The organism is Comamonas sp. GCA5, from assembly GCF_036541385.1.
Classification (GTDB): Bacteria; Pseudomonadota; Gammaproteobacteria; order Burkholderiales; family Burkholderiaceae_C; genus Comamonas; species Comamonas aquatica.
In genome coordinates, this window is the sequence record NZ_JAZHFR010000043.1 from 1 (window position 1) to 22,779 (window position 22,779).

Below are 22,779 nucleotides of genomic sequence, written 5' to 3' on the forward strand. Positions count from 1 at the left end.
CACCGCAAATGCCGCTGTGGCGCCCGCAGCGCCCGCGACCTGACAGGCCGACAGCCCGGCTGTCACCCCGGTGTCGTGCCCGTGTCGCCCTGCTGGCGTGGCGCTGTGCCTGGCGGGCCGGCATGCTCACAGGACGTGATGAAAAGGAATCCCCATGCAGGTACAGAAACTTAGGCTGCAACGCGGCTGGTCCCAACAACAGCTGGCGGAACTCAGCGGCCTGAGCGTGCGCACCATCCAGCGCATCGAGAACGGCAGCGCGGCCAGCACGGAATCCTTGAAGTCACTGGCGTCGGTCTTCGAGATCGACTTTTCCACCCTGTCCAGTGAGCCCGCCATGCCCGACACCCCGACCCCGACCTCCTCCCCCAGCCACACGCCCAGTGCCAGCCAGCAGGAACAGCTGGCCCTGCTGGAGGTGCGCAAGCTCAAGGGCTTTTACCTCCATCTGGCGCAGTACGTGGTGGTGATCGCGGCGCTGTGCGCCATCAACCTGCTGACGACGCCGCACCGGCTGTGGTTCTACTGGCCCGCCCTGGGCTGGGGCATCGCCATCCTGGCGCATGCCGCCACCATTTTTGGCTGGCTGCCGTTTCTGGGGGTGGACTGGGAAAAGCGGCAGGTGGAAAAGCGCCTGGGCCGCCCGCTCTGAGTGCGCCCCCAGGCGATGGCCCGCATGCCCAAGGGCTAGGCCCAGGGCGGTGCCGGGCCGATAAGCTGGCAGCCTGCCCCCCCCGTCGCCGCACGCGGCGCCTTCCGGAGTTTCTGGCATGCACATCAGCGCCATCCCCTTTGGCACGACCGACTGGTCGCGCATCCTGCCCACCGCGCACGCGGGTGAACAGGGCACCGCCTACTGGCGCACCCAGCAGTTTGGCGACCTGCGCGTGCGCATGGTCGAGTACACCCCGGGCTATGTGGCCGACCACTGGTGCGTCAAGGGCCACATCCTGCTGTGCCTGGAGGGCGAGCTGCACACCGAGCTGGAGGATGGCCGCCGCTTCACGCTGACGCCCGGCACCAGCTACCAGGTGGCCGACCATGCGGAACCGCACCGCTCGTCCACCACCACCGGGGCCAAGCTGTTCATCGTGGATTGAGGGCGCCGGCGCGCCAAGCCCAGGCGACCGGCGCGGGTTCACCGGTGGGGGCCAGCGCCTGCGGGACCGTGCCGGGGCCCGGCCCCGCGCGCAGATTTGGATTTACTTGCGTTCCCAGGCGGCGGCGAAGAAACCGTCGGTCTGGTGGCTGTGCGGCCACAAGCGCACATAGCGCGTGCCGCTCTCGCCGCCGGCGCACAGGCTGGCGGCGTGTTCCACCTTCAGCTGCTCCAGGGTCTGGCCCGCGTCCAGCGGCACGAAGTCGGGGTGCGCCTGCTGGAAGGCTTCGGCAATCCGTTCGTTCTCTTCGGGCAGCACCGAGCAGGTGGCATAGACCAGACGGCCGCCCGACTTCACCATGCGCGCGGCGCTGGTCAGGATGGACAGCTGCTTTTCGGTCAGCTCGTGCACTGCCTGCTCGTCCTGCCGCCACTTCAGATCGGGGTTGCGGCGCAGCGTGCCCAGGCCCGAGCAGGGCGCATCCACCAGCACACGGTCGATCTTGCCGGCCAGGCGCTTGACGCGCTCGTCTCGCTCGTGCGCCAGGGCGGCGGGGTGCACGTTGGACAGGCCGCTGCGCGCCAGGCGGGGCTTGAGCGCCTCCAGGCGGTGGGCGGACACGTCGAAGGCGTACAGGCGCCCGGTGTTGCGCATCTGCGCGCCGATCGCCAGGGTCTTGCCACCGGCACCGGCGCAGAAGTCCACCACCATCTCGCCGCGCTTGGCGTCCAGCAGCAGGGCCAGCAGTTGCGAGCCTTCGTCCTGCACTTCCAGGCGGCCTTCCTTGAAGGCGTCCAGCTTGGTCAGCGCGGGCTTGTCTTCGACGCGCAGGCCCCAGGGCGAGTACGGCGTGGCGACGGCCTGGATGCCAGCGGCCGCCAGCTCCTTTTGCACAGCTTCGCGCTTGGCATGCAGGGCGTTGACGCGCAGGTCCAGCGGCGCGGGCTCTAGCATGCTGGCGGCCAGGGCCTCGAACTGGTCGCCCACCTGGGCCTGCAGGGCATCGGCCATCCACTGCGGCAGGTTGTGGCGGTGCTGGGGCAGCAGCTCTTCGGGTCGGACGGCATCGCACTGGTCCAGCCACTTGGCTTCCTGCTCGCTCAGCGCGGCCTTGAGGAAATTGCGCGGGGCGTGGAAGCCCAGGATGGCGAGGCGGCGCTCCTTGGGGCCGCTGCCCGAGCGGGCCAGCGATTCAAACAAGGTCTTCTTGCGCAGCACGGTGTACGCGGTTTCGGCCAGGGTGGCGCGCTCGCGCGGCCCCAGGTTGCGGTGGTCGCGGAAATAGCGGGACACCACGGCGTCGGCGGGGTGTTGGAATTGGAGGGTCAGCTTGACCAGTTCGGCGCAAGCGTCGAGGAGGGCTTTGGGATGCATAGCCCGTATTGTCCCATTGCCACCAAATCCCGGTGCTGCGCTGGCTGCTGCGGCGTGGCACCATCCGGGCTGGCGTGGCTGGGCGCCCAGGGATTCAAGGCTTTTTAGGCCTGTAGCCCAATACCCACCTGTGCTGACAGCTCCACTTTTGATATTGCTCCATGGCTTCCGAACACCTGCCCCCGCTGATCACCACCCCGCCCGGCCTGTACCGCCACTACAAGGGCATGCTGTACGAGGTGATCGACACCGTGCGCCACAGCGAGACGCTGGAGCCGCTGACGCTGTACCGCGCCCTGTACGGCGAGCGCGGCCTGTGGGTGCGCCCGGCGGCCATGTTCCAGGAGACCGTGGTGATCGACGGCGTGGCCCAGCCGCGCTTCACCCGGCTGCCGCCCGCCGGGCCTGGCACTGACACGGACCTGACGCACAGCCCCACCACCCCCATGCCGGCGGCATGATGGGCGTTTTGCTTGCGCGCCTGCCATGTACCTGCCTGCCCATTTCGCGGCCAGCACCGCCGATGCTTACGACCTGATTCGCCAACACCCCCTGGGTGCGCTGGTACACCAGCATGCCGGGGGTCTGGACGCCAACCATCTGCCGTGGGAACTGGAAACCCCGGAGGCTGCGCCTGCACGCCTGATCGGCCATGTGGCGCGCGCCAACCCGCTGCTGGAGCAACTGCACGATGGTGTTGACGTGCTTGTCATTTTTCAGGCGGAGCAGGCGTACATCTCGCCGAACTGGTATCCCAGCAAGCACGCGACGCACCAGCAGGTGCCCACCTGGAATTACCGCGTGGTGCATGTGCATGGCCGCCTGCAGTTGCACGACGACCGGAAATGGGTGCTGGGCGCCGTGGGCAAGCTGACCCGCACGCACGAGGCGCGCACACAAGGCGTTGTGCCCCACGCGGCAGGCGCCTGGAAAATCAAGGATGCCCCGCCCGACTACCTGGAAAGGCAGCTCGCGCACATCGTCGGCATTGAAATCGCCATCACACGCCTGCAAGCCAAGTTCAAGCTCAGCCAGAACCGCAGTGCCGAAGACCGGCATGCGGCAGCCACATCGGTCGCCGCCGCCGGCCACCCCGCGCTGGGAGCGGCCATGCAGGGCGATTGATCAGCGTTGTTGCAGCAAGGCGGCCACGGCGCGGGGGTAGATGATGTGCTCCTGCGTGAGCACGCGCGCGGCCAGGGTCTCGGCCGTGTCGTCGGGCAGCACGGGCACCACGGCCTGGTCCAGGATGGGGCCCACGTCCAGCTCGGCCGTCACGCCATGCACGGTGCAGCCCGCAAACTTGCAGCCGGCATCGATGGCCCGCTGGTGGGTGTCCAAGCCGGTGAAGGCCGGCAGCAGCGAGGGATGGATGTTGACCATGCGGCCGGCGAAATGCTGCACGAAGCCGGGCGTCAGGATGCGCATGAAGCCGGCCAACACCACCACGGCGGGCTGGTAGGGGTCGATGCGCTGCGCCAGTGCGGTGTCGAAGTCCTCGCGGCTGGCAAACTCCCGGTGATCCAGCACCTCGGTGGCAATCCCCTGTTCCCGGGCAAAGACCAGGCCCTTCGCGTCGGCCTTGTTGCTGACCACGGCGGCCACGCGGGCGCCATAACGGCGTTCCCAATCCTGCTGCTTGGCCGCCTTCACAATGGCAGCCATATTGGACCCGCCGCCCGAGATCAAAATCACGATGTTTTTCATTGCGCCGCAATTATCCCAGCCATGACCTTCGACCATCAGAACCTGCCTCTGTCCCCGACTGAAGCGCGTGTGCTTGCCACCTTGATGGAAAAGGCCCGCACCGTTCCGGACAGCTATCCGCTGACCCTCAACAGTCTGGCCAGCGGCTGCAACCAGAAAACCAGCCGCGAGCCGGTGATGCAGCTCAGCGACGCCGAGATCCTGGCCACGCTGGACGCGTTGCGCGACCGCCACCTGGTGATCGAGGTCAGCGGCCAGCGCGCCATGCGCTGGGAGCACAACTTCGAGCGAGTGCTGGGTGTGCCCAGCCAGGCCAGCGCCCTGCTGGGCCTGCTGATGCTGCGCGGCCCGCAGACCGCAGCCGAGCTGCGCACCAATGCCGAGCGCTGGCACCGCTTTGCCGACACCGGCTCGGTCGAGGCCTTCCTGGAAGAGCTGCAGGACCGCAGCGCGGACAAGGGCGGTGCCCTGGTACAGCTGCTGCCCAAGGCCCCGGGCGCGCGCGAGGCGCGCTGGGCCCACCTGCTGTGCGGTGCACCCGTGCTGCCCCTGCCCTCCACCAGTGCCAGTGGCAGTGGCAGCAGCGCCACAGCGCTTACAGGCGCCGAGGCGCAGCGCCTGGAAGCACTAGAAGCGCGCGTCGCCGCCCTGGAAGCCCAGGTGCAACGCCTGTGCGCGGCATTGGGCGATTCCGTTTAGCGGAACACAGACACCGACGCGACAACTTTGCGCGTTCCCCCTGTTGCCGGGGCGCGGTGGTCGCAGGCAAGCTCTTTGGTGAACGGCGGGCCCTGGTCCCGCCTGGCTTACCAAGGAGACCGCCACATGGATTTGGCATACACGCCCGAAGAACAGGCCTTCCGCGAAGAAGTCCGCGCCTGGATCAATCAGCACCTCGACCCCGCCCTGGCCGCCAAGGTGCGCAACGGCCTGCGCCTGGAGCGTGACGACATCCAGGGCTGGGCCAAGATCCTGGGCAAGAAGGGCTGGCTGGCCTATGGCTGGCCCCAGGAATTTGGCGGCCCCGGCTGGGGTGCGGTGCAAAAGCACCTGTTCGCCGAGGAGCTGGCTCGCGCCGGCGCGCCGGCCATCCTGCCCTTCGGCCCGGTGATGGTGGCGCCCGTGATCATGGCCTATGGCACGCCCGAGCAGCAAAAGCGCTTTCTGCCCGGCATTGCCAGCGGCGAGGTCTGGTGGAGCCAGGGCTATTCCGAGCCGGGCTCCGGCTCCGACCTGGCCAGCCTGAAGACGCGCGCCGAGCGCCACGGCGACCACTACCTGGTCAACGGCCAGAAAACCTGGACCACGCTGGGCCAGCACGGCGACTGGATCTTCAACCTGGTGCGCACCAGCAACGAGGGCAAGCCCCAGACCGGCATCAGCTTCCTGCTGATCGACATGAAGAGTCCCGGCGTGACCGTGCGCCCGATCAAGCTGCTGGACGGGGAGTGCGAGGTCAACGAGGTCTTCTTCGACAACGTGAAGGTGCCCGCCGACCAGCTGATCGGCGAAGAGAACAAGGGCTGGACCTATGCCAAGCACCTGCTGGCGCACGAGCGCACCAACATCGCCGACGTGAACCGCTCCAAGCGCGAGCTGGAGCGTCTCAAGCGCATCGCCAAGCAAGAAGGCGTGTGGGAGGACAGCCGCTTTCGCGACCAGATCGCCTTGCTAGAGGTGGACATCGTGGCGCTGGAAATGCTGGTGCTGCGCGTGCTGTCGGCCGAAAAGAGCGGCAAGAACCCGCTGGACATTGCGGGCCTGCTGAAGATCAAGGGCAGCGAAATCCAGCAGCGCTACGCCGAGCTGATGATGCTGGCCGCCGGCCCCTACAGCCTGCCCTTCATCGAAGAGGCCATGCACGCCGGCTGGCAGGGTGACTTCCCCGGCGGCACCGTGGGCAATGCGCCCCTGGCCGGCACCTATTTCAACATGCGCAAGACCACCATCTACGGCGGCTCCAACGAAGTGCAGCGCAACATCGTCGCGCAGACCTTGCTGGGCTGATGCCGCACGGCGCCACCGCTTCACGCCCCCTTCGGCAGGGGGCTTTCGATTGAGCTTCGCTGGGCGCTGCGGCGCCAACCCGCTGCCCAGCCACAGGAGACAGGTATGGATTTCGATTTTTCTGACGACCAGCAGCAACTGCGCGATGCCGCCCGCCGCTGGGTGGACAAGGCCTACACCTTCGAGCACCGGCGCGCGCCGTGGCCGCCGGCGGCTTTCGCCGCGAGGCCTGGGACGCCCTGGCCGAGCTGGGCCTGACCGCCCTCAACGTGCCCGAGGCCCACGGTGGCCTGGGCCTGGGCGCCGTGGACGCCATGGTGGTGATGGAGGAAATGGGCCGCGGCATGGTGCTGGAGCCCCTGGCCCAGAGCTTCATCACCGCCAAGGTCCTGGCCCAGTACGCCCCCGCCGCGGTGCAGGCCGACTGGCTGCCGCGCGTGGCCGCGGGCGAGGCCCTGGTGGTCCTGGCCCACCAGGAACGCCGCGCCCGCTACCACCTGGAAAAATGTGAATCAAAAGCGACTCTAACGCCCGATGGATATGCGCTGACAGCTCACAAAAGCATAGTCCCCGCCGGCGACCAGGCCGACGCCTTCCTGGTGCCTGCGGTGCTGGACGGCCAAATCGCCCTGTTCCTGCTGGAGCGCGCGGCCCCCGGTGTCCGCACCCGGGGCTACCTCACCCAGGACGGCAGCCGGGCCGCCGAGCTGGAGGCCGAGCGCAGCCCGGCCACCCTGGTCACCACCGAAGGCCTGGCCGCGCTGGAGCTGGCCGTGGACACGGGCAGCGCCGCGGTCTGTGCCGAGGCCGTGGGCGTGATGGACCAGGTGCTGGCCATCACCGCCGACTACCTGAACCAGCGCAAGCAGTTCGGCGTGGCGATTGCCAGCTTCCAGGCGCTGCGCCACCGCCTGGCCGACATGAAGATGCAGCTGGAGCTGGCCCGCTCCATGAGTTACTACGCCAGCCTGCAGCTGGACCAACCCGCCGAGCAGCGCCGCCGCGCCATCGCCCGTGCCCGGGTGCAGCTGGGCCAGTCCATGCGCTACGTCGGCCAGCAGGCGGTGCAGCTGCACGGCGGCATCGGCGTGACCGACGAATACATCGTCAGCCACCAGTTCAAGAAACTGACCCAGCTGGAGATGACCTACGGCGACAGCCTGCACCACCTGGGCGAGGTGGCAGCGCGCATGCAGGCCACCGCCGGCGTGGTCGACCACTGAGTGCACGGCCCCCCCGAGTCAACAAGCCCCACACTGCGGGGCTTTTTTTATGGTCTGCGCGGGTGGCGCGTGGCATCGGCGCTGGCTCAGGTCAGGCGGTAGTCCACTGGCTGGGTGGGGGCCGGAATGTCGGTGTCGCCCAGAAGCTGCAGCAGGTTCATCTCCATGCCGCGGCACAGGGCGTCCAGCGGCAGGTCGTTGTTGTCGGTGCCGAAGGGCTCTTCCAGCTCGTCGCCCAGGGCATCCAGGCCGAAGAAGGTGTAGGCCACGATGGTGACCACGAACGGCGTCATGAAACCGGTCACATCCACCAGGCCGAAGGGCAGCAGGAAGCAGTACAGGTGCGCCGTGCGGTGCAGCAGCAGGGTGTAGGAAAACGGCATGGGCGTGTGCCGCAGGCGCTCGCACGAGGCGGCGGCGAAGGTCATCTGGGTCAGGGTCTCGTCCAGCTTGGTGGCCATGCAGGGGTCGATCTGCCCGGCACGGATGCACTGCGCCAGGTCGTGGGCATTGGCCTGGACGATGGCATCGCCGCGGTGGGCCAGCGGCAGCCCGCGCACCTTCTCCCAGTCGGCCGCGGTCAGCCAGCGTTCCACGGAACGGTCGTCCACATGGTCGCGCAGTTGCTCGCGCAGGGCGTGGGCATGGGCAATCGCCCGGTGCACCATGCGCACGCGCACATCGCCGTCGCGGTTGCGCGCATCCAGTTCCTGGGGGCTGTCGATCAGGCTCAGGCATTGGCGCGCCAGGGTGCGGGCGCGGATGTTCAGGTCGCCCCAGAGCTTGCGGCCCTCCCAGTAGCGGTCGTAGGCGGTGTTGTTGCGAAAGCCCAGGAAGATGGCCAGCGGCAGGCCGATCAGGGTGAAGGGGATGGGCGTGACCGTGATCTTGATGTCGAACAGGTAGCCATGCGCCAGGGTGACCAGCACCGCCAGCAGGATGTTCAGACACAGTTTCCAGCGGATGCGCTGCAGCACCGACCCCCGCAAGGTGAGGAACAGGGACAGCCCGGTGGGGCGCTCGCGAACGATCATGGCAAACCAGATTAAGGGTAAACCCTAGATTTCACCATAAGCCATGGCCGATTTTCAGGCCTGGGTGCAGTTTTCAAACTCGGACACATGGTCATCGCCCTGCGCCAGCCGCGAGGACTTGGGCACGTGCATGCGCAGGAATTCCATCTGGTCGGCCAGGATGCGCCGGTTGCGCAGGATGAAGTCCTCCCAGATGCTGGGCACGTAGGGGGCATACAGCAACGGCATGCGCGCCTGCTCGGGCGTGCGCGGGCCCTTGCGGTGGTTGCAGGATTTACACGCTGTGACCAGATTCATCCAGTGGTCCCGGCCCTGCTGGCACACCGGCACGATGTGTTCACGCGTCAGGTGCGCGGCGTCGTACAGCTTGCCGCAGTAGGCGCAGACATTGCGGTCGCGGGCGAACAGCTTGGTGTTGGTGAGTCCCGGGGTGAGTGCGTGCGGGTTGATGCGCGGCACACCGCGGGTGCCGATGATGCTGTGCACTTCGATCACCGACTGCAGACCCGTCACGGCGTTGTGGCCGCCACGGAACAGCGCCACCGGGTGCCCCAGGGTCCAGCGCACATCGTCGGCGGCGTAGTACAGCACCGCCTCTTCCAGCGTGAGCCATGACTGTGGCAAGCCATGGGCGGACAGCATCAAGACTCTCACGTTCAGCCTCCTTGCAGACCACTGCGAACGCCCGCCGTCGCCCACAGTCGGGCCAACTTCGCCGTCCTTCTGAAGCGCAATATACTTGCTTTCGGTGACAAACAGCCACCAACCACGCGGGGCTGCAGGCCGTGTCAGCTATAAAAAACAAAGCGACAGATGAAAATTTTCCGAGGATTCAAGCACCCTGGACTGGCGCCAGAATGTGCCGTCACGATTGGCAATTTTGACGGTGTGCACCGCGGCCACCAGGCCATGCTGGCCCTGCTGTCGGCCGAGGCGGCACAACGCGGCATCCCCACCTGCGTGCTGACGTTCGAACCTCACCCGCGCGACTTCTTCGCGGAGAAATTCAAAAAGCCCGAGCTGGCCCCGGCGCGCGTGGGCACGCTGCGCGACAAGCTCTCGCAGCTCAAGCTGTGCGGCGTCGACCAGGTGGTCGTGCTGCCCTTCAACGCGGCGCTGGCCAGCCAGTCGCCCGAGGCCTTCATCCAGGACGTGCTGGTGCAAGGCCTGGGGGCGCAGTACATCCTGGTGGGCGACGACTTCCGCTTCGGCGCCCAGCGCGCCGGCGACTACGCCATGCTGGATGCCGCCGGGCGGCGGCAGGGCTTTGACGTGGCGCGCATGAACAGCTACGAAGTGCATGGCGAACGCGTGTCCAGCACCACGGTGCGCGCCGCCCTGGCGGCCGGCGACATGGCCGCCGCCGCGCAGATGCTGGGCCACCCCTACACCATCTCCGGCCATGTGGTGCATGGCCGCAAGCTGGGGCGGCAACTGGCCGAGTCGGCGCCCGGCGCCAGCGACGGCTTTCGCACGCTGAACCTGCGCTTCAACCACTGGAAACCGGCCGCCAGCGGCATCTTTGCCGTGCTGGTGCATGGCCTGGATGCGCAGCCGCTGCGCGGCGTAGCCAACCTGGGCATCCGCCCCTCGCTGGACCCCAACGACGTCAACGGCGGCCGCGTGCTGCTGGAGACGCACTGCCTGGATTGGCCTGCCGCCCTGGGTGGCGAAGGGGCCTACGGTAAAATCATCCGCGTGGAACTTTTGCACAAACTGCACGACGAGCTCAAATACGACAGTCTGGCCGCCCTGACCGCAGGCATCGCCCAGGACTGCGACGACGCGCGCGCGTTCTTCGCCACGTATACCGAAACCCGTCGCCAGACCACGCGCGACCGAATTTGACGCTCGCTCTCGTCAGCTCGGGCGCCGGCATCGCGCCCGGCGCTCTTCCCCTGCTTTTTTCGCCCGGCTGCAGCCAGCCTGGCACGCCCTCAAGGTTCCCCCATGTCTGATTCCAAAGCCCACAAGCCCGAAGCGTCCGCCTACCGCGCCACGCTGAACATGCCCGACACCCCCTTCCCGATGCGCGGCGACCTGCCCAAGCGCGAGCCCGCCTGGGCCAAGGAATGGGACGAGCAAGGCGTGTACAAGAAGCTGCGCGTGGCCCGCGCGGCGCGCCCAAGTTCATCCTGCACGATGGCCCGCCCTACGCCAACGGCAAGATCCACATCGGCCACGCCGTGAACAAGGTGCTCAAGGACATGATCGTCAAGAGCCGCCAGCTGGAAGGCTATGACGCGCTGTACGCGCCCGGCTGGGACTGCCACGGCCTGCCCATCGAGAACGCCATCGAAAAGCTGCACGGCCGCAACCTGCCACGCGACGAGATGCAGGCCAAGAGCCGCGCCTTCGCCACCGAGCAGATCGCGCAGCAGATGGAGGACTTCAAGCGCTTGGGCGTGCTGGGCGACTGGGACCACCCCTACAAGACCATGAACTACGCCAACGAGGCCGCCGAGCTGCGCGCCTTGAAGCAGGTGATGGAGCGGGGCTTTGTCTACCGCGGCCTCAAGCCCGTGTACTGGTGCTTTGACTGCGCCTCCTCGCTGGCCGAGTTCGAGATCGAATACGCCGACAAGCAGTCGCAGACGCTGGACGTGATGTTCCCCGCGGCCGATCCGGCCAAGCTGGCGGCGGCCTTTGGCCTGCCTGCGCTGAACAAAGAAGCGTTTGTGGTGATCTGGACCACCACCGCCTGGACCATCCCCGCCAACCAGGCGCTGAACGTCAACCCCGAGCTGGAATACAGCCTGGTGGACACCGAGCGCGGCCTGCTGATCGTCGCCTCCGCACTGGTCGAGAAATGCCTGGCCCGCTGGAAGCTGGAGGGCCGCGTGCTCGCCACCGCCCAGGGCCAAGCGCTGGACCACATGCCCTTCAAGCACCCGCTGGCGCACGTGGACAAGGGCTTTGACCGCATCTCGCCCGTGTACCTGGCTGAGTACGCCACCGCCGACGACGGCACCGGTATCGTGCACTCGGCCCCGGCCTATGGCGTGGACGACTTCAACAGCTGCGTGTCCAACGGCATGGACTACAAGGACATCCTGAACCCCGTGACCGGCAACGGCGTGTACGCCGCCGATCTGCCGCTGTTCGGCGGCCAGCACATCTGGAAGGCCGTGCCCGTCATCCTCGACGCACTCAAGGTCGCGGGCCGCCTGATGGACACCACCGGCCTGACCCACAGCTACCCGCACTGCTGGCGCCACAAGACGCCCGTCATCTACCGTGCGGCCGCACAGTGGTTCATCCGCATGGACGAAGGCGAAGGCGTGTTCACCGACCCCGCACAAAAGCCCGAGAAGACGCTGCGCCAGATCGCGCTGGAAGCCATTGAGCAGACCAGCTTCTACCCCGAGAACGGCCAGGACCGCCTGCGCGCCATGATCGCCGGCCGTCCCGACTGGTGCATCTCGCGCCAGCGTTCGTGGGGCGTGCCCATCCCCTTCTTCCTGCATGTGGACACGGGCGCGCTGCACCCCCGCACCATGGAAATCATCGACCAGGCCGCAGCCATGATCGAGCAAGGCGGCATCGAGGCCTGGAGCCGCGTGACCGCTGAGGAAATCTTGGGTGCGGAAGAGGCCCAGCACTACACCAAGAGCACCGACATCCTGGAAGTCTGGTTCGACTCCGGCTCCACCTTCTGGCACGTGCTGCGCGGCACCCACCCCGAGCACCACCACGACCATGGCCCCGAGGCCGACCTGTACCTGGAAGGCCACGACCAGCACCGCGGCTGGTTCCACAGTTCGCTGCTGCTGGCCTCGGCCATCTTTGGCCGCGCGCCCTATCGCGGCCTGCTGACCCACGGTTTCACCGTGGACGGCCAGGGCAAGAAGATGTCCAAGTCGCTGGGCAACACCGTGGCCCCGCAGGACGTGTCCAGCAAGATGGGCGCGGAAATCATCCGCCTGTGGGTGGCATCGACCGACTACTCGGGCGACCTGGGCATCGACGACAAGATCCTGGCCCGCGTGGTGGACGCCTACCGCCGCATCCGCAACACGCTGCGCTTCCTGCTGGCCAACACCAGCGACTTCGATGCCGCGACCGACAGCGTCGCCTACCAGGACCTGCTGGAGATCGACCAGTACGCGCTGGCGCGTGCGGCCGAGCTGCAGCAGGACATCCTGGCGCACTACAAGGTCTACGAATTCCACCCCGTGGTCGCCAAGATCCAGCTGTTCTGCTCCGAAGACCTGGGCGGCTTCTACCTGGACGTGCTCAAGGACCGCCTGTACACCAGCGCGCCCAAGAGCCTGGCCCGCCGCTCGGCCCAGACCGCGCTGCACCAGATCACGCACGCGCTGCTGCGCTGGATGGCGCCCTTCCTGTCGTTCACGGCCGAAGAAGCCTGGAAGATCTTTGGCTCCAGCGAATCCATCTTCCTGGAGAAGTTCACCGACCTGCCGGCCGGCGACGAAGCGCTGCTGGCCAAGTGGCAGCGCCTGCGCGAGATCCGCGACGTGGTGAACAAGGACATCGAGGACGTGCGCGCCACCGGCGCCGTGGGCGCTTCGCTGCAGGCCGAAGTCACGCTGACGGCCGAGCCCGAGGACCTGGCCCTGCTGCAATCGCTGGGCGACGACCTGAAGTTCGTCTTCATCACCTCCGCCGCACAGGCGGTCGCCGGCGAGGCACTGAGCACCAGCGTCAAGGCCAGCGAACACGCCAAGTGCGAGCGCTGCTGGCACTACCGCGACGACGTGGGCGTGAACCCCGAGCACCCCACCCTCTGCGGCCGCTGCGACAGCAACCTGCACGGCGCAGGTGAAGCGCGCAGCAAGGCCTGAGGCGCGCAGGCGCTCTCATGAACAATGAGAGCGCCTCGCGCTGGTGTTCACTTGGTTTCACAAGACTTTCATTGTGAAACCAAGAAAACACGTACGCTAACAGCTATTGATTTTCAAGCACCTCGTTCAAAGGCATGCCATGAGCTACTCGGCCTCCCTCCCCCACGGCGCCACCCGCAAGCCGGCGTACTGGCCCTGGCTGCTGTGGGCCGCCCTGCTGATCGGCATCGACCAGTTCACCAAGCAGTGGATCCTGAGCTTCTACGCCTACGGTGACTGGACGCCCATCACCGGCTTCTTCAACATCGTGCGCGCGCACAACACCGGCGCGGCCTTCTCCTTCCTGGCCGAGCATGGCGGCTGGCAGCGCTGGCTGTTCGTGGGCATCGGCGTGGTCGCCACGCTGCTCATCGTCTGGCAGCTGCGCAAGCACCCGGAGCAGAAGTTCTTCTGCTTCGCCATCGCCAGCATCCTGGGTGGCGCCATCGGCAACGTGGTCGACCGCCTGATGCACGGCTATGTGGTCGACTTCCTCGACTTCCACTGGGGCGGCTGGCACTACCCGGCCTTCAACGTGGCCGACATCGCCATCTGCACCGGCGCCGCCTGCCTGGTGCTGGACGAAGTCCTGCGCAGCCGCCGCGCCCGCCGCTCCGCTTGAGCGCCCGCCGCTCCGCTTGAGCGCCCGCCGCTCCGGACCCAGCCCGCTCATGCAGCGGGCTTTTTTTACGAGTTCGCACACTGGCCCGAGGCATTCGGCGGACTAACTCCAGCAGGCCACGGCCTGCTTTTTGCATGCCTAGTGCTAAACCCTGTATACAAATCGCACCCTGCCGTGCGTTATTGAACCTGTCTGGCACGCGGCTGTATGACTGCGGCGTATAGTCCCAAGCTCCCTTGTCGAGCACCCATGAAGCATTTACTGAATCTTTTAGCCGCCATTGCCCTGCTGGTCTGGGGCACCCAACTGGTTCGCACCGGCGTTCTGCGCGTCTTCGGTGCCAATCTGCGCCAATTCATTGCCCGCGGGGTCAGCAACCGGCTGCGCGCCGTGCTGTCGGGGGTGGGGGTGACGACGATTGTCCAGTCCAGCACGGCCACGGCGCTGATCGTGTCCTCCTTCGTGGGCCAGGGCATGGTGTCGCTGACGGCCGCGCTGGCGGTGATGCTGGGGGCCGACGTGGGCACCAGCGTGATGGCGGTGGTGTTCTCGCTGGACCTGTCGTGGCTGTCGCCGCTGTTCATCTTCGTCGGCGTGGTGATGTTCATCTCGCGCCAGGACACCACCGTGGGGCGCGTGGGCCGGGTGTTCATCGGCCTGGGGCTGATGCTGCTGGCGCTGCGCCTGATCACCGAATCGACCACCGTGCTCACGCAAAGCCCGGTGATGGTGACGCTGCTGGAGGCCCTGACCAGCGACATCACCATGGAGGTGCTGACCGGCGCCCTGATCGCCATCATTTCCTACTCCAGCCTGGCCACCGTGCTGCTGGTGGCCACCCTGGCCGCCTCGGGCGGCATCCCCGTGGATGTGGCCCTGGGCCTGGTCATCGGCGCCAACCTGGGCAGCGGCCTGCTGGCCGTGCTGACCACGCTGAAGACCAGCGTGCAGACGCGCCAGGTGCCGCTGGGCAACCTGATGTTCAAGATGATCGGCGTGGTGCTGATGATCCCCCTGGTCAACCCCTGGTTCCACCACATGCGCCATGTCGTGCCCGATGTGGGCTCACTGGTGGTGCTGTTCCACCTGGCCTTCAACACCGTGGTGGCGCTGGTGTGCATCTTGCTGACCGGCAAGGTGGCCTGGCTGGTGCAGAAGATCCTGCCCGTGCAGGTGCCTTCGCCCTCGACCTCGCGCCCGCACCACCTGGATGCTTCGGCGCTGAGCACACCCTCGCTGGCCATCTCTTGCGCCGCGCGCGAAGCCCTGCACCAGGCCGACGTGGTGGAGTCCATGCTGATCGGCCTGCAGCAGGTCTGGCAGACCGACGACCAGAAGCTGGCCGAGGACCTGCGCAAGCTGGACGATGAGGTCGACCAGCTGTACTCGGCCATCAAGTACTACATGACCAAGATCTCCCGCGCCGAGCTGGACGAGACCGAAGGCCGCCGCTGGACCGACATCATCAGCTTCACCATCAACATGGAGCAGGTGGGCGACCTGATCGAGCGCGTGCTGCAGGACGTGGAGGACAAGAAGATCAAGAAGGGGCGCCAGTTCTCGCAGGCCGGTCTGGAAGAGATCAACCGCATGCACGGCCACCTGCTGGCCAACCTGCGCCTGGCGATGAGCGTCTTCCTGAACGGCAATGTGCGCGACGCGCAGAAGCTGCTCGAGGAAAAAGCGCGCTTCCGCGATCTGGAGCTGGCCTACTCGGCCAACCACCTGGACCGCCTGTCGGAAAACACGGTGCAGAGCATCGAGACCAGCTCGCTGCACATCGACCTGATCAGCGACCTCAAGCGCATCAACTCGCTGCTGTGCTCGGTGGCCTACCCGATCCTGGAATCGACCGGCGCCCTGGCCCCCAGCCGCCTGCGCGAGCCGGTCGGCGCCCCGCACTGAGCCGGCCCCTTGCAACCATGAAAAAAGCCGCTGTCTCAGCGGCTTTTTTGTGGGCCATGCACGCTGCGGCTCACAGCTGCAGGTACTGCGCCAGGACCAGGCTGGCCTCGGGCGTGAACTGCCCCTGCACCAGCCACTCCATCAGAGTGGCGCGGTCGATGCACTGGAACTGCTGCACCTCGCCATCCTGGTTGACGGGCTGCAGACCGGCCGGCACCGTGGCGCTGAACCAGTCGATGCGCTCGCGCATGTAAGCCACGCCGCCGGGCACCTCGTCACTGGGGCAGGCCAGCTGCACCTGGCCGCCATGCTGCACGTGCAGCAGCTGCGCCACATCCAGGCCGGCTTCCTCCAGGGTTTCGCGGGCCAGGGCCTGCTCCAGAGTGTCGGTGGCCGCCACCATGCCGCCCATCAGCGTGTCCCACTTGCCGGGGTGATTCGGCTTGTGGTCGCTGCGCTGCTGCACCCACATGTGTCCATCGGGCGCCAGGCCGATGAGGTGCACGGCGTGCGTGGCCACGCCCAGCACGCGCACGGCCCCGCGCTCCACCGTGGCCACGCGCTGACCCTGGGGCGTGCAGACGGCGATCTGCTCATCGCGCCAGGGGCCGCTGAGCCCGGTCTCGCGCAGGCGGTGCGCCAGCGCGTTCAGGCCGAAGCTGGCGTCGGGGGCGGTCACGCTCCAGACCTCTCCCAGGCCGGGGGTCTTCTTCTGCGAAATCACGATGCGCTGGCCCAGCAGGCAGTCCACCCCGACCGTATCCAGAAAACCCTGAGCCACCGTGCCGATGACCTGTCCGTTCCACAGCAGTGGCATGCGCGGTTGTGCTGGCCGGCGCTGGGCCTCGTCGCGGAGCTTTTCCAACCAATTCATCATCTCTCCTCGTGGAACTACCAAGGGCGCCGGCGCCTTACAGGGTCAGGATCGTCGACCCCGTGGTCTGCCGGGCTTCCAGCGCCTCGTGCGCCGCGCGCACTTCTTCGAGGGCGTAACGCTGCGCTATGTGAATCTGCACCTTACCGCTGGCCACCACCTCGAACAAGTCGTCCGCCATGGCCTGTGTGGCATCGCGGCCATGGGCGTAGACAAACACGCTGGGACGTGTCACGTACAGGCCCTTGGGCGCCAGTGCCGCCAGACTGATGGGGGGCACCGGGCCCGAGGCGTTGCCGAAGGAGACCATCAGGCCGAAGCGACGCAGGCTGGCCAGCGAACCTTCCCAGGTGTCCTTGCCGACGCTGTCGTAGACCACCTTGACGCCCTGCCCCCCGGTGATGGACTGCACCTCAGCGGCAAAGTCCTGGCTGCGGTAATTGATAGCATGCGACGCACCATTGGCAAGGGCCAGCTGGCATTTTTCATCGGATCCTGCCGTGGCGATCAGCTGCAGGCCCAGGGCCCGGGCCCACTGGCAGGCGATCAGCCCCACGCCCCCGGCGGCGGCATGGAACAGCACGTGGTCACCGGGCTGCAGGCCCTGGGCGGGCAGGCACTGCTTGAGCAGGTACTGCGCTGTCAGCCCCTTGAGCATCATGGCGGCGCCGGTCTCGAAGCTGATGCTGTCGGGCAGCCGGCAGACCTGGGCAGCCGGCATCACGCGGCGCTCGCAGTAGCTGCCGGGCGGGTTGCTGGCGTAGACCACGCGGTCTCCGACTTGGAGATGGGTCACCCCGTCACCCACGGCCTCCACCACGCCTGCGCCTTCCATGCCCAGCTGCAGCGGCAGGGGCAGCGCGTACAGGCCGGAGCGCTGGTAGACATCGATGAAGTTCAGGCCGATGGCATGGTGGCGCAGCAGGATTTCACCGGCGCCGGGCTGGCCCACGTCGCGCTGCACCAGTTGCAGTACTTCGGGGCCGCCGTGGTGGGTGATCTGGATGGCTTTGCTGGTTGCGGTGGTCATGCGGTGGTGTCTCCTGTGTCTGTATGCATGCGGGCAAGACACCCATCGTGCCACGTCCGGGACCCAGGTTTGTGACACATGCGCGCTACCATTCGTTGATGAGTTCCCCATTGACATTCAGCACGGTGGCCATGCTGACCCTGGCGCCGCTGTTCTGGGCCGGCAATGCCATCGTCGGCCGCCTGGTCCATGACCTGATCTCCCCCTTCACCCTGAACCTGCTGCGCTGGTGCCTGGCCTTTGTGCTGCTGCTGCCGCTGGCTGGCCAGGTGCTACGCAAGAACAGTGCCATCTGGCAGTGCTGGAAACAGTACGCCCTGCTGGGCATGCTGGGCATCGGCAGCTACAACGCCCTGCTGTACCTGGCGCTCAAGACCTCCTCGCCGATCAACGTCACCCTGGTCAGCTCCAGCATGCCGATCTGGATGCTGCTCATCGGCCGCCTGTGGTTCGGCACGACGATCGGCGGCCGCCAGGCGGCCGGGGCCGTGCTGTCGGTGCTGGGGGTGGCCGTGGTGCTGAGCCGCGGCGATGCCCAGCAGCTGCTGGCCCTGCAGCTGGTGCCCGGCGACTGGTTCATGCTGCTGGCCACCATCGTCTGGTCGCTCTACAGCTGGCTGTTGGCCCGCAGCAGCGCGACCATGCCCGGCCAGGAGGCGGTGCGCGGCAACTGGGCGGCGTTCCTGATGGCGCAGATGGTCTTCGGCATCGCCTGGTCGGCCGTGCTGACCGGCGGCGAAGTGGCCCTGGGCGGCTTCGTGCTGCAGCCCAACGCCACGCTGGCCGCGGCCATGCTGTTCATCGTGCTGGGGCCGGCCATCCTGGCCTACCGCTTCTGGGGCGAGGGGGTCAAGCGCGCCGGACCGGCCACCGCCGGCTTTTTTGCCAACCTGATTCCGCTGTTCACGGCCCTGCTGTCCATCCCCGTGCTGGGTGAGGTGCCGCAGCTCTACCACGCGCTGGCTTTTGTGCTGATCGTGGGCGGCATCGTGGTGTCCTCGCGCCGCTAGCCAGTGGCCACCTCGGCCCTGCGCACAAAAAAGCAGCCCATGGGCTGCTTTTTTGTGGGTGGGCGTGATACCGGCTCAGTAGGTGCCAGGGTACAGGCCGCCGTCGGGCAGGATGTTCTGCCCCGTCATGTAGCCCGCCTGCACACTGCACAGGAAGGCGCAGATGGCGCCGAACTCCTCGGCCGTGCCAAAGCGCTTGGCCGGGATCTGCGCGGCCTGCGACTGGCGGATGGCCGCCAGGTCCTTGCCGGTCTTGGTGGCCGCGGCCTGGTGGGTGGCGGCCAGGCGGTCGGTGTCGAACTTGCCGGGCAGAATGCTGTTGATGGTCACGCCCTGGGCGGCAATGCCCGAGCGCGCCAGACCCGCGACGAAACCGGTCAGGCCGCTGCGCGCGCCGTTGGACAGGCCCAGGATGTCGATGGGCGCCTTGACCGCGCTGGAAGTGATGTTGACGATGCGGCCAAAACCGCGCGCAGCCATGCCGTCCACCGTGGCCTTGATCAGCTCGATGGGGGTCAGCATGTTGGCGTCCACGGCCTTGATCCAGGCGTCGCGGTCCCAGTCGCGGAAGTCACCAGGGGGTGGGCCGCCGGCATTCGTGACCAGGATGTCGACATCCCGGCCCGGGCCACCGGCCACGCTGAACACGGCCGCGCGCCCTTCGGCGCTGGTGATGTCGCAGGCCACGGCCAGCACTTGGGCCGCTGGTTGGCCGCTGGCCTTTGCGCGCTCTGCGCTGATCGCTCTCAATTGCGCAGCAGCCTCCTGCAGCGGGCCGTCGGTGCGTGCGTTGATGACCACGTGCACGCCTTCCTGCACCAGGGCCTTGGCGCAGCCAAAACCCAGGCCCTTGCTGGCCCCGCACACCAGGGCCCATTTGCCTTGAATGCCCAAATCCATGTTGTTTGCTCCTTCGCGTTTTACTTCGTCATGCCGGGCTTCTTGGCCCAGCGCGTGAACACAAAAATCCCCACCATCACCAAGCTGGTGCCGGCCACCATCCAGGCGTTGAGCTGTTCGTCCAGCAGCCACACGCCCATCAGGATGGTGGACAGCGGGCCGATCATGCCGGTCTGCGCCGTCATGCCGGCGCCGATGCGCTCGATGGCCATCATCACCATCAGCACCGGGGCCACGGTGCAGGCCGTGGAGTTGAGCAGCGACAGCCACAGCACCTGCGGCGCGACCTGCATGGCCGACAGCGGGTGGGTCAGCAGGAACTGTGCGATGCAGAAGCAACACGCCACGCTGGACGCCAGCCCGACCAGCCGCAGCGAGCCCAGGCGCTTGACCATCTCACCGCTGTAGACCATGTAGATGGCGTAGCTGATGGCGCTGCCCAGCACCAGCAGGCTGCCCAGCACGACATCCGTGCCCTGGGCGCCGACCTCGTGGCCGAAGACCAGCAGCACGCCGCAATAGCTCAGCAGCATGCCCACGCATTGGCCCCAGGTGATGCCGCGCTGGTAGACCACCCAGCCGAAGATCACCACCAGCGTCGGGTTGAGGTACAGGATCAGCCGCTCCAGCGCCGCCGTGATGTAGGCCAGCCCGGCAAAGTCCAGGTAGCTGGCCAGGTAGTAGCCCGAGAAGCCCAGGCCCAGCACGCCCAGCCAGTCCTTGCGCGTCAGCGGCGGCTGGCCGCGGCCGGCCCACCAGGCCATGAGCAGGAAAACCGGCAGCGCAAACAGCATGCGGTACATCAGCAGCGTGACGGCATCCACCCCGTAGCGGTAGGCCAACTTGACGATGATGGCCTTGCCGCTGAAGGCAATCGCCCCCAGCAGGGCCAGCGTCAGCCCCAGCGCTACGCCTTTTTGAGCGCCCTGCGCTGGCGAATCAACACTTTCAGACACTTTAAACCTTCAAAACCAATGGACAGCAGCGCCAGGCGCTACCGTTTTATGCAATTTCAATGCTTGTCGCCGAACAGGCGGTGGTGCAGCCGGCGCAGCGACCACCACACGCTGAGCGCCACCACGGGGATGGCGGCGGCGGCCGTCAGCTCGGGCGACAGCGGCCAGCCCAGCTTCTGCGCCCCCTTGCTCAGGTAGGCGATCAGGCCGGTGATGTAGTAGGTGATGGCGGCGACCGACAGCCCCTCCACCGTGGACTGCAGCTTCAGTTGCATGCCCTGGCGGTGGTTCATGGCCTCCAGCACCAGCTGGTTGCTTTGCTGCTGCTCGATCTCCACACGCGTGCGCAGCAGGTTGCTGACGCGCGAGACGCGTTCGGACAGTGCGTTCTGGCGGCGCGAGGCCCACTCGCAGGTGCTGCGCGCGGGCGACAGGCGACGTTCCATGAATTCGCGGATGGTCAGCAGGCCCGATAGGCGCTCTTCCTGCAGGTCGTGGATGCGGCGGTCCACCAGTTCGAAATAGGCCTTGCTGGCCGAAAAGCGCGAGTGCGTGGCGGCGTATTCGCTCTCCACCTCGCCGGCCAGGCGCGTCAGCCGGTCCAGCAGCAGGGGTTCCTCGTCGCGCTGCGCCTCGCGGATGGCCTTGGCCAGATCGGCCAGTTCCTTTTCCACCGTGCCCAGCACCACCGCCGCCTTGCGCGCAGCGGGCAGGCCCAGCAGCGCCGCCATGCGGTAGGTCTCGATCTCCAGCACACGCTGCACCAGCCGCCCCAGGCGGCGGGCGCTGACACTATCCGAGGGCTTGACCAGGATGCGCGAGTAGCCATCGGCGTGGATGGCAAAGTCCGTGCACACCTCCGTGTGGCCCAGGTGCACCGTGGCACCGGCCAGGGTGTCGTCATTGAGCATCTGCTGCACCAGGTGCTTGATGCCCTGGCCCTCACACTGCGGGTCCTTGACGATCCACAGGTGCACACTGCTCAGGCACTGGCCCGGCAGGTCCTTGAGCCATTGCTGGGGCACCTCTTCCATCGCCGTCTGGGGGCTGCGGGCATTCAGCACCGCCTCGGTCGGCATGGGCACCATGAAGGTCCAGGTGACGAACTCGGTGTGCAACTCCCAGCGCAGGCGGTACGCGCCGAAATCCATGCGCAGGTGGGTGCAATCGGCATCCGGCCCGGTGCGGTGGTGGTTGTGCATCAGGGTCGCCAGGTGGGCACGGCTGGCCTCGCGCTGGGCGGGGTCGGTCAGCATCACCAGGTGCGCAATCGCAGCGGGGCCTTGCACCGGCTCCGCCGGGCGGGCATGCACTTCGTTGTGCAGCAAGGCACGCAAGGGGTGTTGGGAAGGCTGGGGCAGAACAGGCATGAAACGGTGCAGGGCAGCAGCAAACAAGTGCTTATTGTGGGGCTTTCCCCAGGCGTGCGGCGGCGCAAACCAAGTAGCCCCGCATCGCGGGGCGCCCTGCGGGCCGCGCACGGGGCGGCCGCGTCAGAAGGTTTCCCAGTCGTCGTCCGGGCTGGCGGCGGGCCTCGGCACGCCGGGTCTGCACCGCGTCGCGCGCCTGCAGGACGCGCGCGAATTGCGCCCGGTAGGCGTCATCGTGCAGGGCGGCCTCCATGGCCTGCAAGGCTTCGGTGGCGGCCACCCGCCGTTGCTCAAAGCGCTTTTCCAGCTCGATCTGCAAGCGGTTTTCGTTGGTGGCGAACTGCGCGATGCCCAGCTCCAGCCCGGTCATGGCCGCGCCGCGCATGTGCTGGGCCAGCGCAATATTGCGCTCGATCTGCTGCACGTCTTCGCGTGCCTGCTCTAGGGCCTGCTCGGTATTGCTGCGCCCCCACAGGTTGAACAGCATCATCACGACCAGCAAACCCAGGATGGTGGCCCACAGCTTGGGGCCACACGCACGTTGTTCAAATTCATAGTTTGGGCTTCTCTTGTTCCGGCGGTCCGCCCACATGGGGACCTTGCAGCGTGGAACCAAGCGCTCACCGCGCCAGACAGCCCTTGCAGCTGTTGGCAACCATGCGGTGCGGGATGGGCTTTGCGACCCTGGTTTTCACACAGGTGAGTCCTCGGAATACGGATTCTTCTGTAACTTTTTTACAAACAGCGCGCAAAAAAATACCGGCATGGCCATCCAGGATAAAAAAAGCGCCCCGCAGGGCGCTTTTTGAAGGGTCACACACAG

Annotated in this window: 21 protein-coding genes and 2 pseudogenes; 13 read left to right on the plus strand and 10 right to left on the minus strand. The window is 66.9% G+C overall.

The window, feature by feature from the left end; translation table 11 throughout:
* The first annotated feature begins 154 nt into the window (after window positions 1–154).
* Together SJH88_RS11440 and SJH88_RS11445 are read left to right on the plus strand one after the other, a co-directional pair.
* Complete coding sequence (locus SJH88_RS11440) at window positions 155–652, plus strand: helix-turn-helix domain-containing protein (RefSeq protein WP_274754548.1); 498 nt, start codon at window positions 155–157, stop codon at window positions 650–652.
* A 118-nt stretch (window positions 653–770) separates the two neighbouring features.
* Window positions 771–1,100: a DHCW motif cupin fold protein gene (locus SJH88_RS11445; RefSeq protein ID WP_274754549.1), complete on the plus strand. Its 330-nt coding sequence runs from the start codon at window positions 771–773 to the stop codon at window positions 1,098–1,100.
* Window positions 1,101–1,202: 102 nt separating this feature from the next.
* On the opposite strand, the gene SJH88_RS11450 is transcribed toward SJH88_RS11445, so the two are convergent.
* Window positions 1,203–2,474, minus strand: coding sequence for an RsmB/NOP family class I SAM-dependent RNA methyltransferase (locus SJH88_RS11450; RefSeq protein WP_274754550.1), 1,272 nt, complete (start codon window positions 2,472–2,474; stop codon window positions 1,203–1,205).
* 161 nt (window positions 2,475–2,635) lie between these two features.
* Here SJH88_RS11450 and SJH88_RS11455 point away from each other — a divergent pair, with 161 nt between their 5' ends.
* Both SJH88_RS11455 and SJH88_RS11460 read left to right on the plus strand, forming a co-directional pair.
* The gene (locus SJH88_RS11455) at window positions 2,636–2,935 is read left to right on the plus strand and encodes a DUF1653 domain-containing protein (RefSeq protein WP_051519372.1); all 300 of its coding nucleotides are present in this window, start codon (window positions 2,636–2,638) and stop codon (window positions 2,933–2,935) included.
* A 25-nt stretch (window positions 2,936–2,960) separates the two neighbouring features.
* Complete coding sequence (locus tag SJH88_RS11460; protein ID WP_274754551.1) at window positions 2,961–3,599, plus strand: FMN-binding negative transcriptional regulator; 639 nt, start codon at window positions 2,961–2,963, stop codon at window positions 3,597–3,599.
* On the opposite strand, the gene purN is transcribed toward SJH88_RS11460, so the two are convergent.
* The gene (gene purN / locus SJH88_RS11465) at window positions 3,600–4,181 is read right to left on the minus strand and encodes a phosphoribosylglycinamide formyltransferase (protein ID WP_274754552.1); all 582 of its coding nucleotides are present in this window, start codon (window positions 4,179–4,181) and stop codon (window positions 3,600–3,602) included.
* Window positions 4,182–4,202: 21 nt separating this feature from the next.
* Between purN and SJH88_RS11470 the strand changes: the two genes are divergently transcribed.
* From SJH88_RS11470 to SJH88_RS11480, 3 genes and pseudogenes are all read left to right on the plus strand, one after another.
* A complete protein-coding gene (locus SJH88_RS11470) occupies window positions 4,203–4,880 on the plus strand; it encodes a YceH family protein (protein ID WP_043380268.1) in 678 nt (225 codons plus the stop codon).
* 126 nt (window positions 4,881–5,006) lie between these two features.
* The gene (locus SJH88_RS11475; RefSeq protein ID WP_210930257.1) at window positions 5,007–6,188 is read left to right on the plus strand and encodes an acyl-CoA dehydrogenase family protein; all 1,182 of its coding nucleotides are present in this window, start codon (window positions 5,007–5,009) and stop codon (window positions 6,186–6,188) included.
* Window positions 6,189–6,293: 105 nt separating this feature from the next.
* Window positions 6,294–7,411 (plus strand): annotated as a pseudogene (locus SJH88_RS11480) (acyl-CoA dehydrogenase family protein).
* An 86-nt stretch (window positions 7,412–7,497) separates the two neighbouring features.
* Here SJH88_RS11480 and SJH88_RS11485 read toward each other — a convergent pair.
* Window positions 7,498–8,445 (minus strand): bestrophin family protein, encoded by a 948-nt coding sequence (locus tag SJH88_RS11485; protein WP_274754553.1) that lies wholly within the window; start codon window positions 8,443–8,445, stop codon window positions 7,498–7,500.
* A 54-nt stretch (window positions 8,446–8,499) separates the two neighbouring features.
* Window positions 8,500–9,099: an HNH endonuclease gene (locus tag SJH88_RS11490; protein WP_042411587.1), complete on the minus strand. Its 600-nt coding sequence runs from the start codon at window positions 9,097–9,099 to the stop codon at window positions 8,500–8,502.
* Window positions 9,100–9,258: 159 nt separating this feature from the next.
* Here SJH88_RS11490 and SJH88_RS11495 point away from each other — a divergent pair, with 159 nt between their 5' ends.
* From SJH88_RS11495 to SJH88_RS11510, 4 genes and pseudogenes are all read left to right on the plus strand, one after another.
* Window positions 9,259–10,293, plus strand: a complete 1,035-nt coding sequence (locus tag SJH88_RS11495) for a bifunctional riboflavin kinase/FAD synthetase (RefSeq protein WP_239222559.1) — start codon at window positions 9,259–9,261, stop codon at window positions 10,291–10,293.
* A 102-nt stretch (window positions 10,294–10,395) separates the two neighbouring features.
* A pseudogene (gene ileS, locus SJH88_RS11500) lies at window positions 10,396–13,250 on the plus strand (isoleucine--tRNA ligase).
* Window positions 13,251–13,389: 139 nt separating this feature from the next.
* Window positions 13,390–13,911 (plus strand): signal peptidase II, encoded by a 522-nt coding sequence (gene lspA / locus SJH88_RS11505; RefSeq protein ID WP_274754554.1) that lies wholly within the window; start codon window positions 13,390–13,392, stop codon window positions 13,909–13,911.
* Window positions 13,912–14,160: 249 nt separating this feature from the next.
* Entirely contained in the window at window positions 14,161–15,816 is a 1,656-nt protein-coding gene (locus SJH88_RS11510) for a Na/Pi cotransporter family protein (protein ID WP_274754555.1), read from the plus strand.
* Window positions 15,817–15,886: 70 nt separating this feature from the next.
* Here the strand turns inward: SJH88_RS11510 and SJH88_RS11515 are convergent, their stop codons facing one another.
* Both SJH88_RS11515 and SJH88_RS11520 read right to left on the minus strand, forming a co-directional pair.
* Window positions 15,887–16,690 carry an NUDIX hydrolase gene (locus SJH88_RS11515; RefSeq protein ID WP_274754556.1) on the minus strand — a complete coding sequence of 268 codons (804 nt, stop codon included), beginning with the start codon at window positions 16,688–16,690 and terminating at the stop codon, window positions 15,887–15,889.
* Window positions 16,691–16,727: 37 nt separating this feature from the next.
* Window positions 16,728–17,720: a quinone oxidoreductase family protein gene (locus SJH88_RS11520; protein WP_274754557.1), complete on the minus strand. Its 993-nt coding sequence runs from the start codon at window positions 17,718–17,720 to the stop codon at window positions 16,728–16,730.
* Between the two features lie 98 nt (window positions 17,721–17,818).
* Here SJH88_RS11520 and SJH88_RS11525 point away from each other — a divergent pair, with 98 nt between their 5' ends.
* Window positions 17,819–18,730 carry a DMT family transporter gene (locus SJH88_RS11525; protein WP_042411606.1) on the plus strand — a complete coding sequence of 304 codons (912 nt, stop codon included), beginning with the start codon at window positions 17,819–17,821 and terminating at the stop codon, window positions 18,728–18,730.
* A 75-nt stretch (window positions 18,731–18,805) separates the two neighbouring features.
* On the opposite strand, the gene SJH88_RS11530 is transcribed toward SJH88_RS11525, so the two are convergent.
* From SJH88_RS11530 to SJH88_RS11545, 4 genes are read right to left on the minus strand one after another with little or no spacing between them, the layout of a single operon-like run.
* Complete coding sequence (locus tag SJH88_RS11530) at window positions 18,806–19,630, minus strand: SDR family oxidoreductase (RefSeq protein ID WP_045267402.1); 825 nt, start codon at window positions 19,628–19,630, stop codon at window positions 18,806–18,808.
* A gap of 20 nt (window positions 19,631–19,650) precedes the next feature.
* On the minus strand, window positions 19,651–20,586 hold the full coding sequence (locus SJH88_RS11535; RefSeq protein WP_274754558.1) for a DMT family transporter: 936 nt from the start codon (window positions 20,584–20,586) through the stop codon (window positions 19,651–19,653).
* A gap of 56 nt (window positions 20,587–20,642) precedes the next feature.
* The gene (locus SJH88_RS11540; RefSeq protein ID WP_274754559.1) at window positions 20,643–21,956 is read right to left on the minus strand and encodes a DUF3422 family protein; all 1,314 of its coding nucleotides are present in this window, start codon (window positions 21,954–21,956) and stop codon (window positions 20,643–20,645) included.
* Between the two features lie 31 nt (window positions 21,957–21,987).
* Window positions 21,988–22,446, minus strand: a complete 459-nt coding sequence (locus SJH88_RS11545) for a hypothetical protein (RefSeq protein ID WP_274754560.1) — start codon at window positions 22,444–22,446, stop codon at window positions 21,988–21,990.
* A gap of 109 nt (window positions 22,447–22,555) precedes the next feature.
* Between SJH88_RS11545 and SJH88_RS11550 the strand changes: the two genes are divergently transcribed.
* On the plus strand, window positions 22,556–22,765 hold the full coding sequence (locus SJH88_RS11550; protein WP_274754561.1) for a hypothetical protein: 210 nt from the start codon (window positions 22,556–22,558) through the stop codon (window positions 22,763–22,765).
* The last annotated feature ends 14 nt before the right edge of the window (window positions 22,766–22,779 follow it).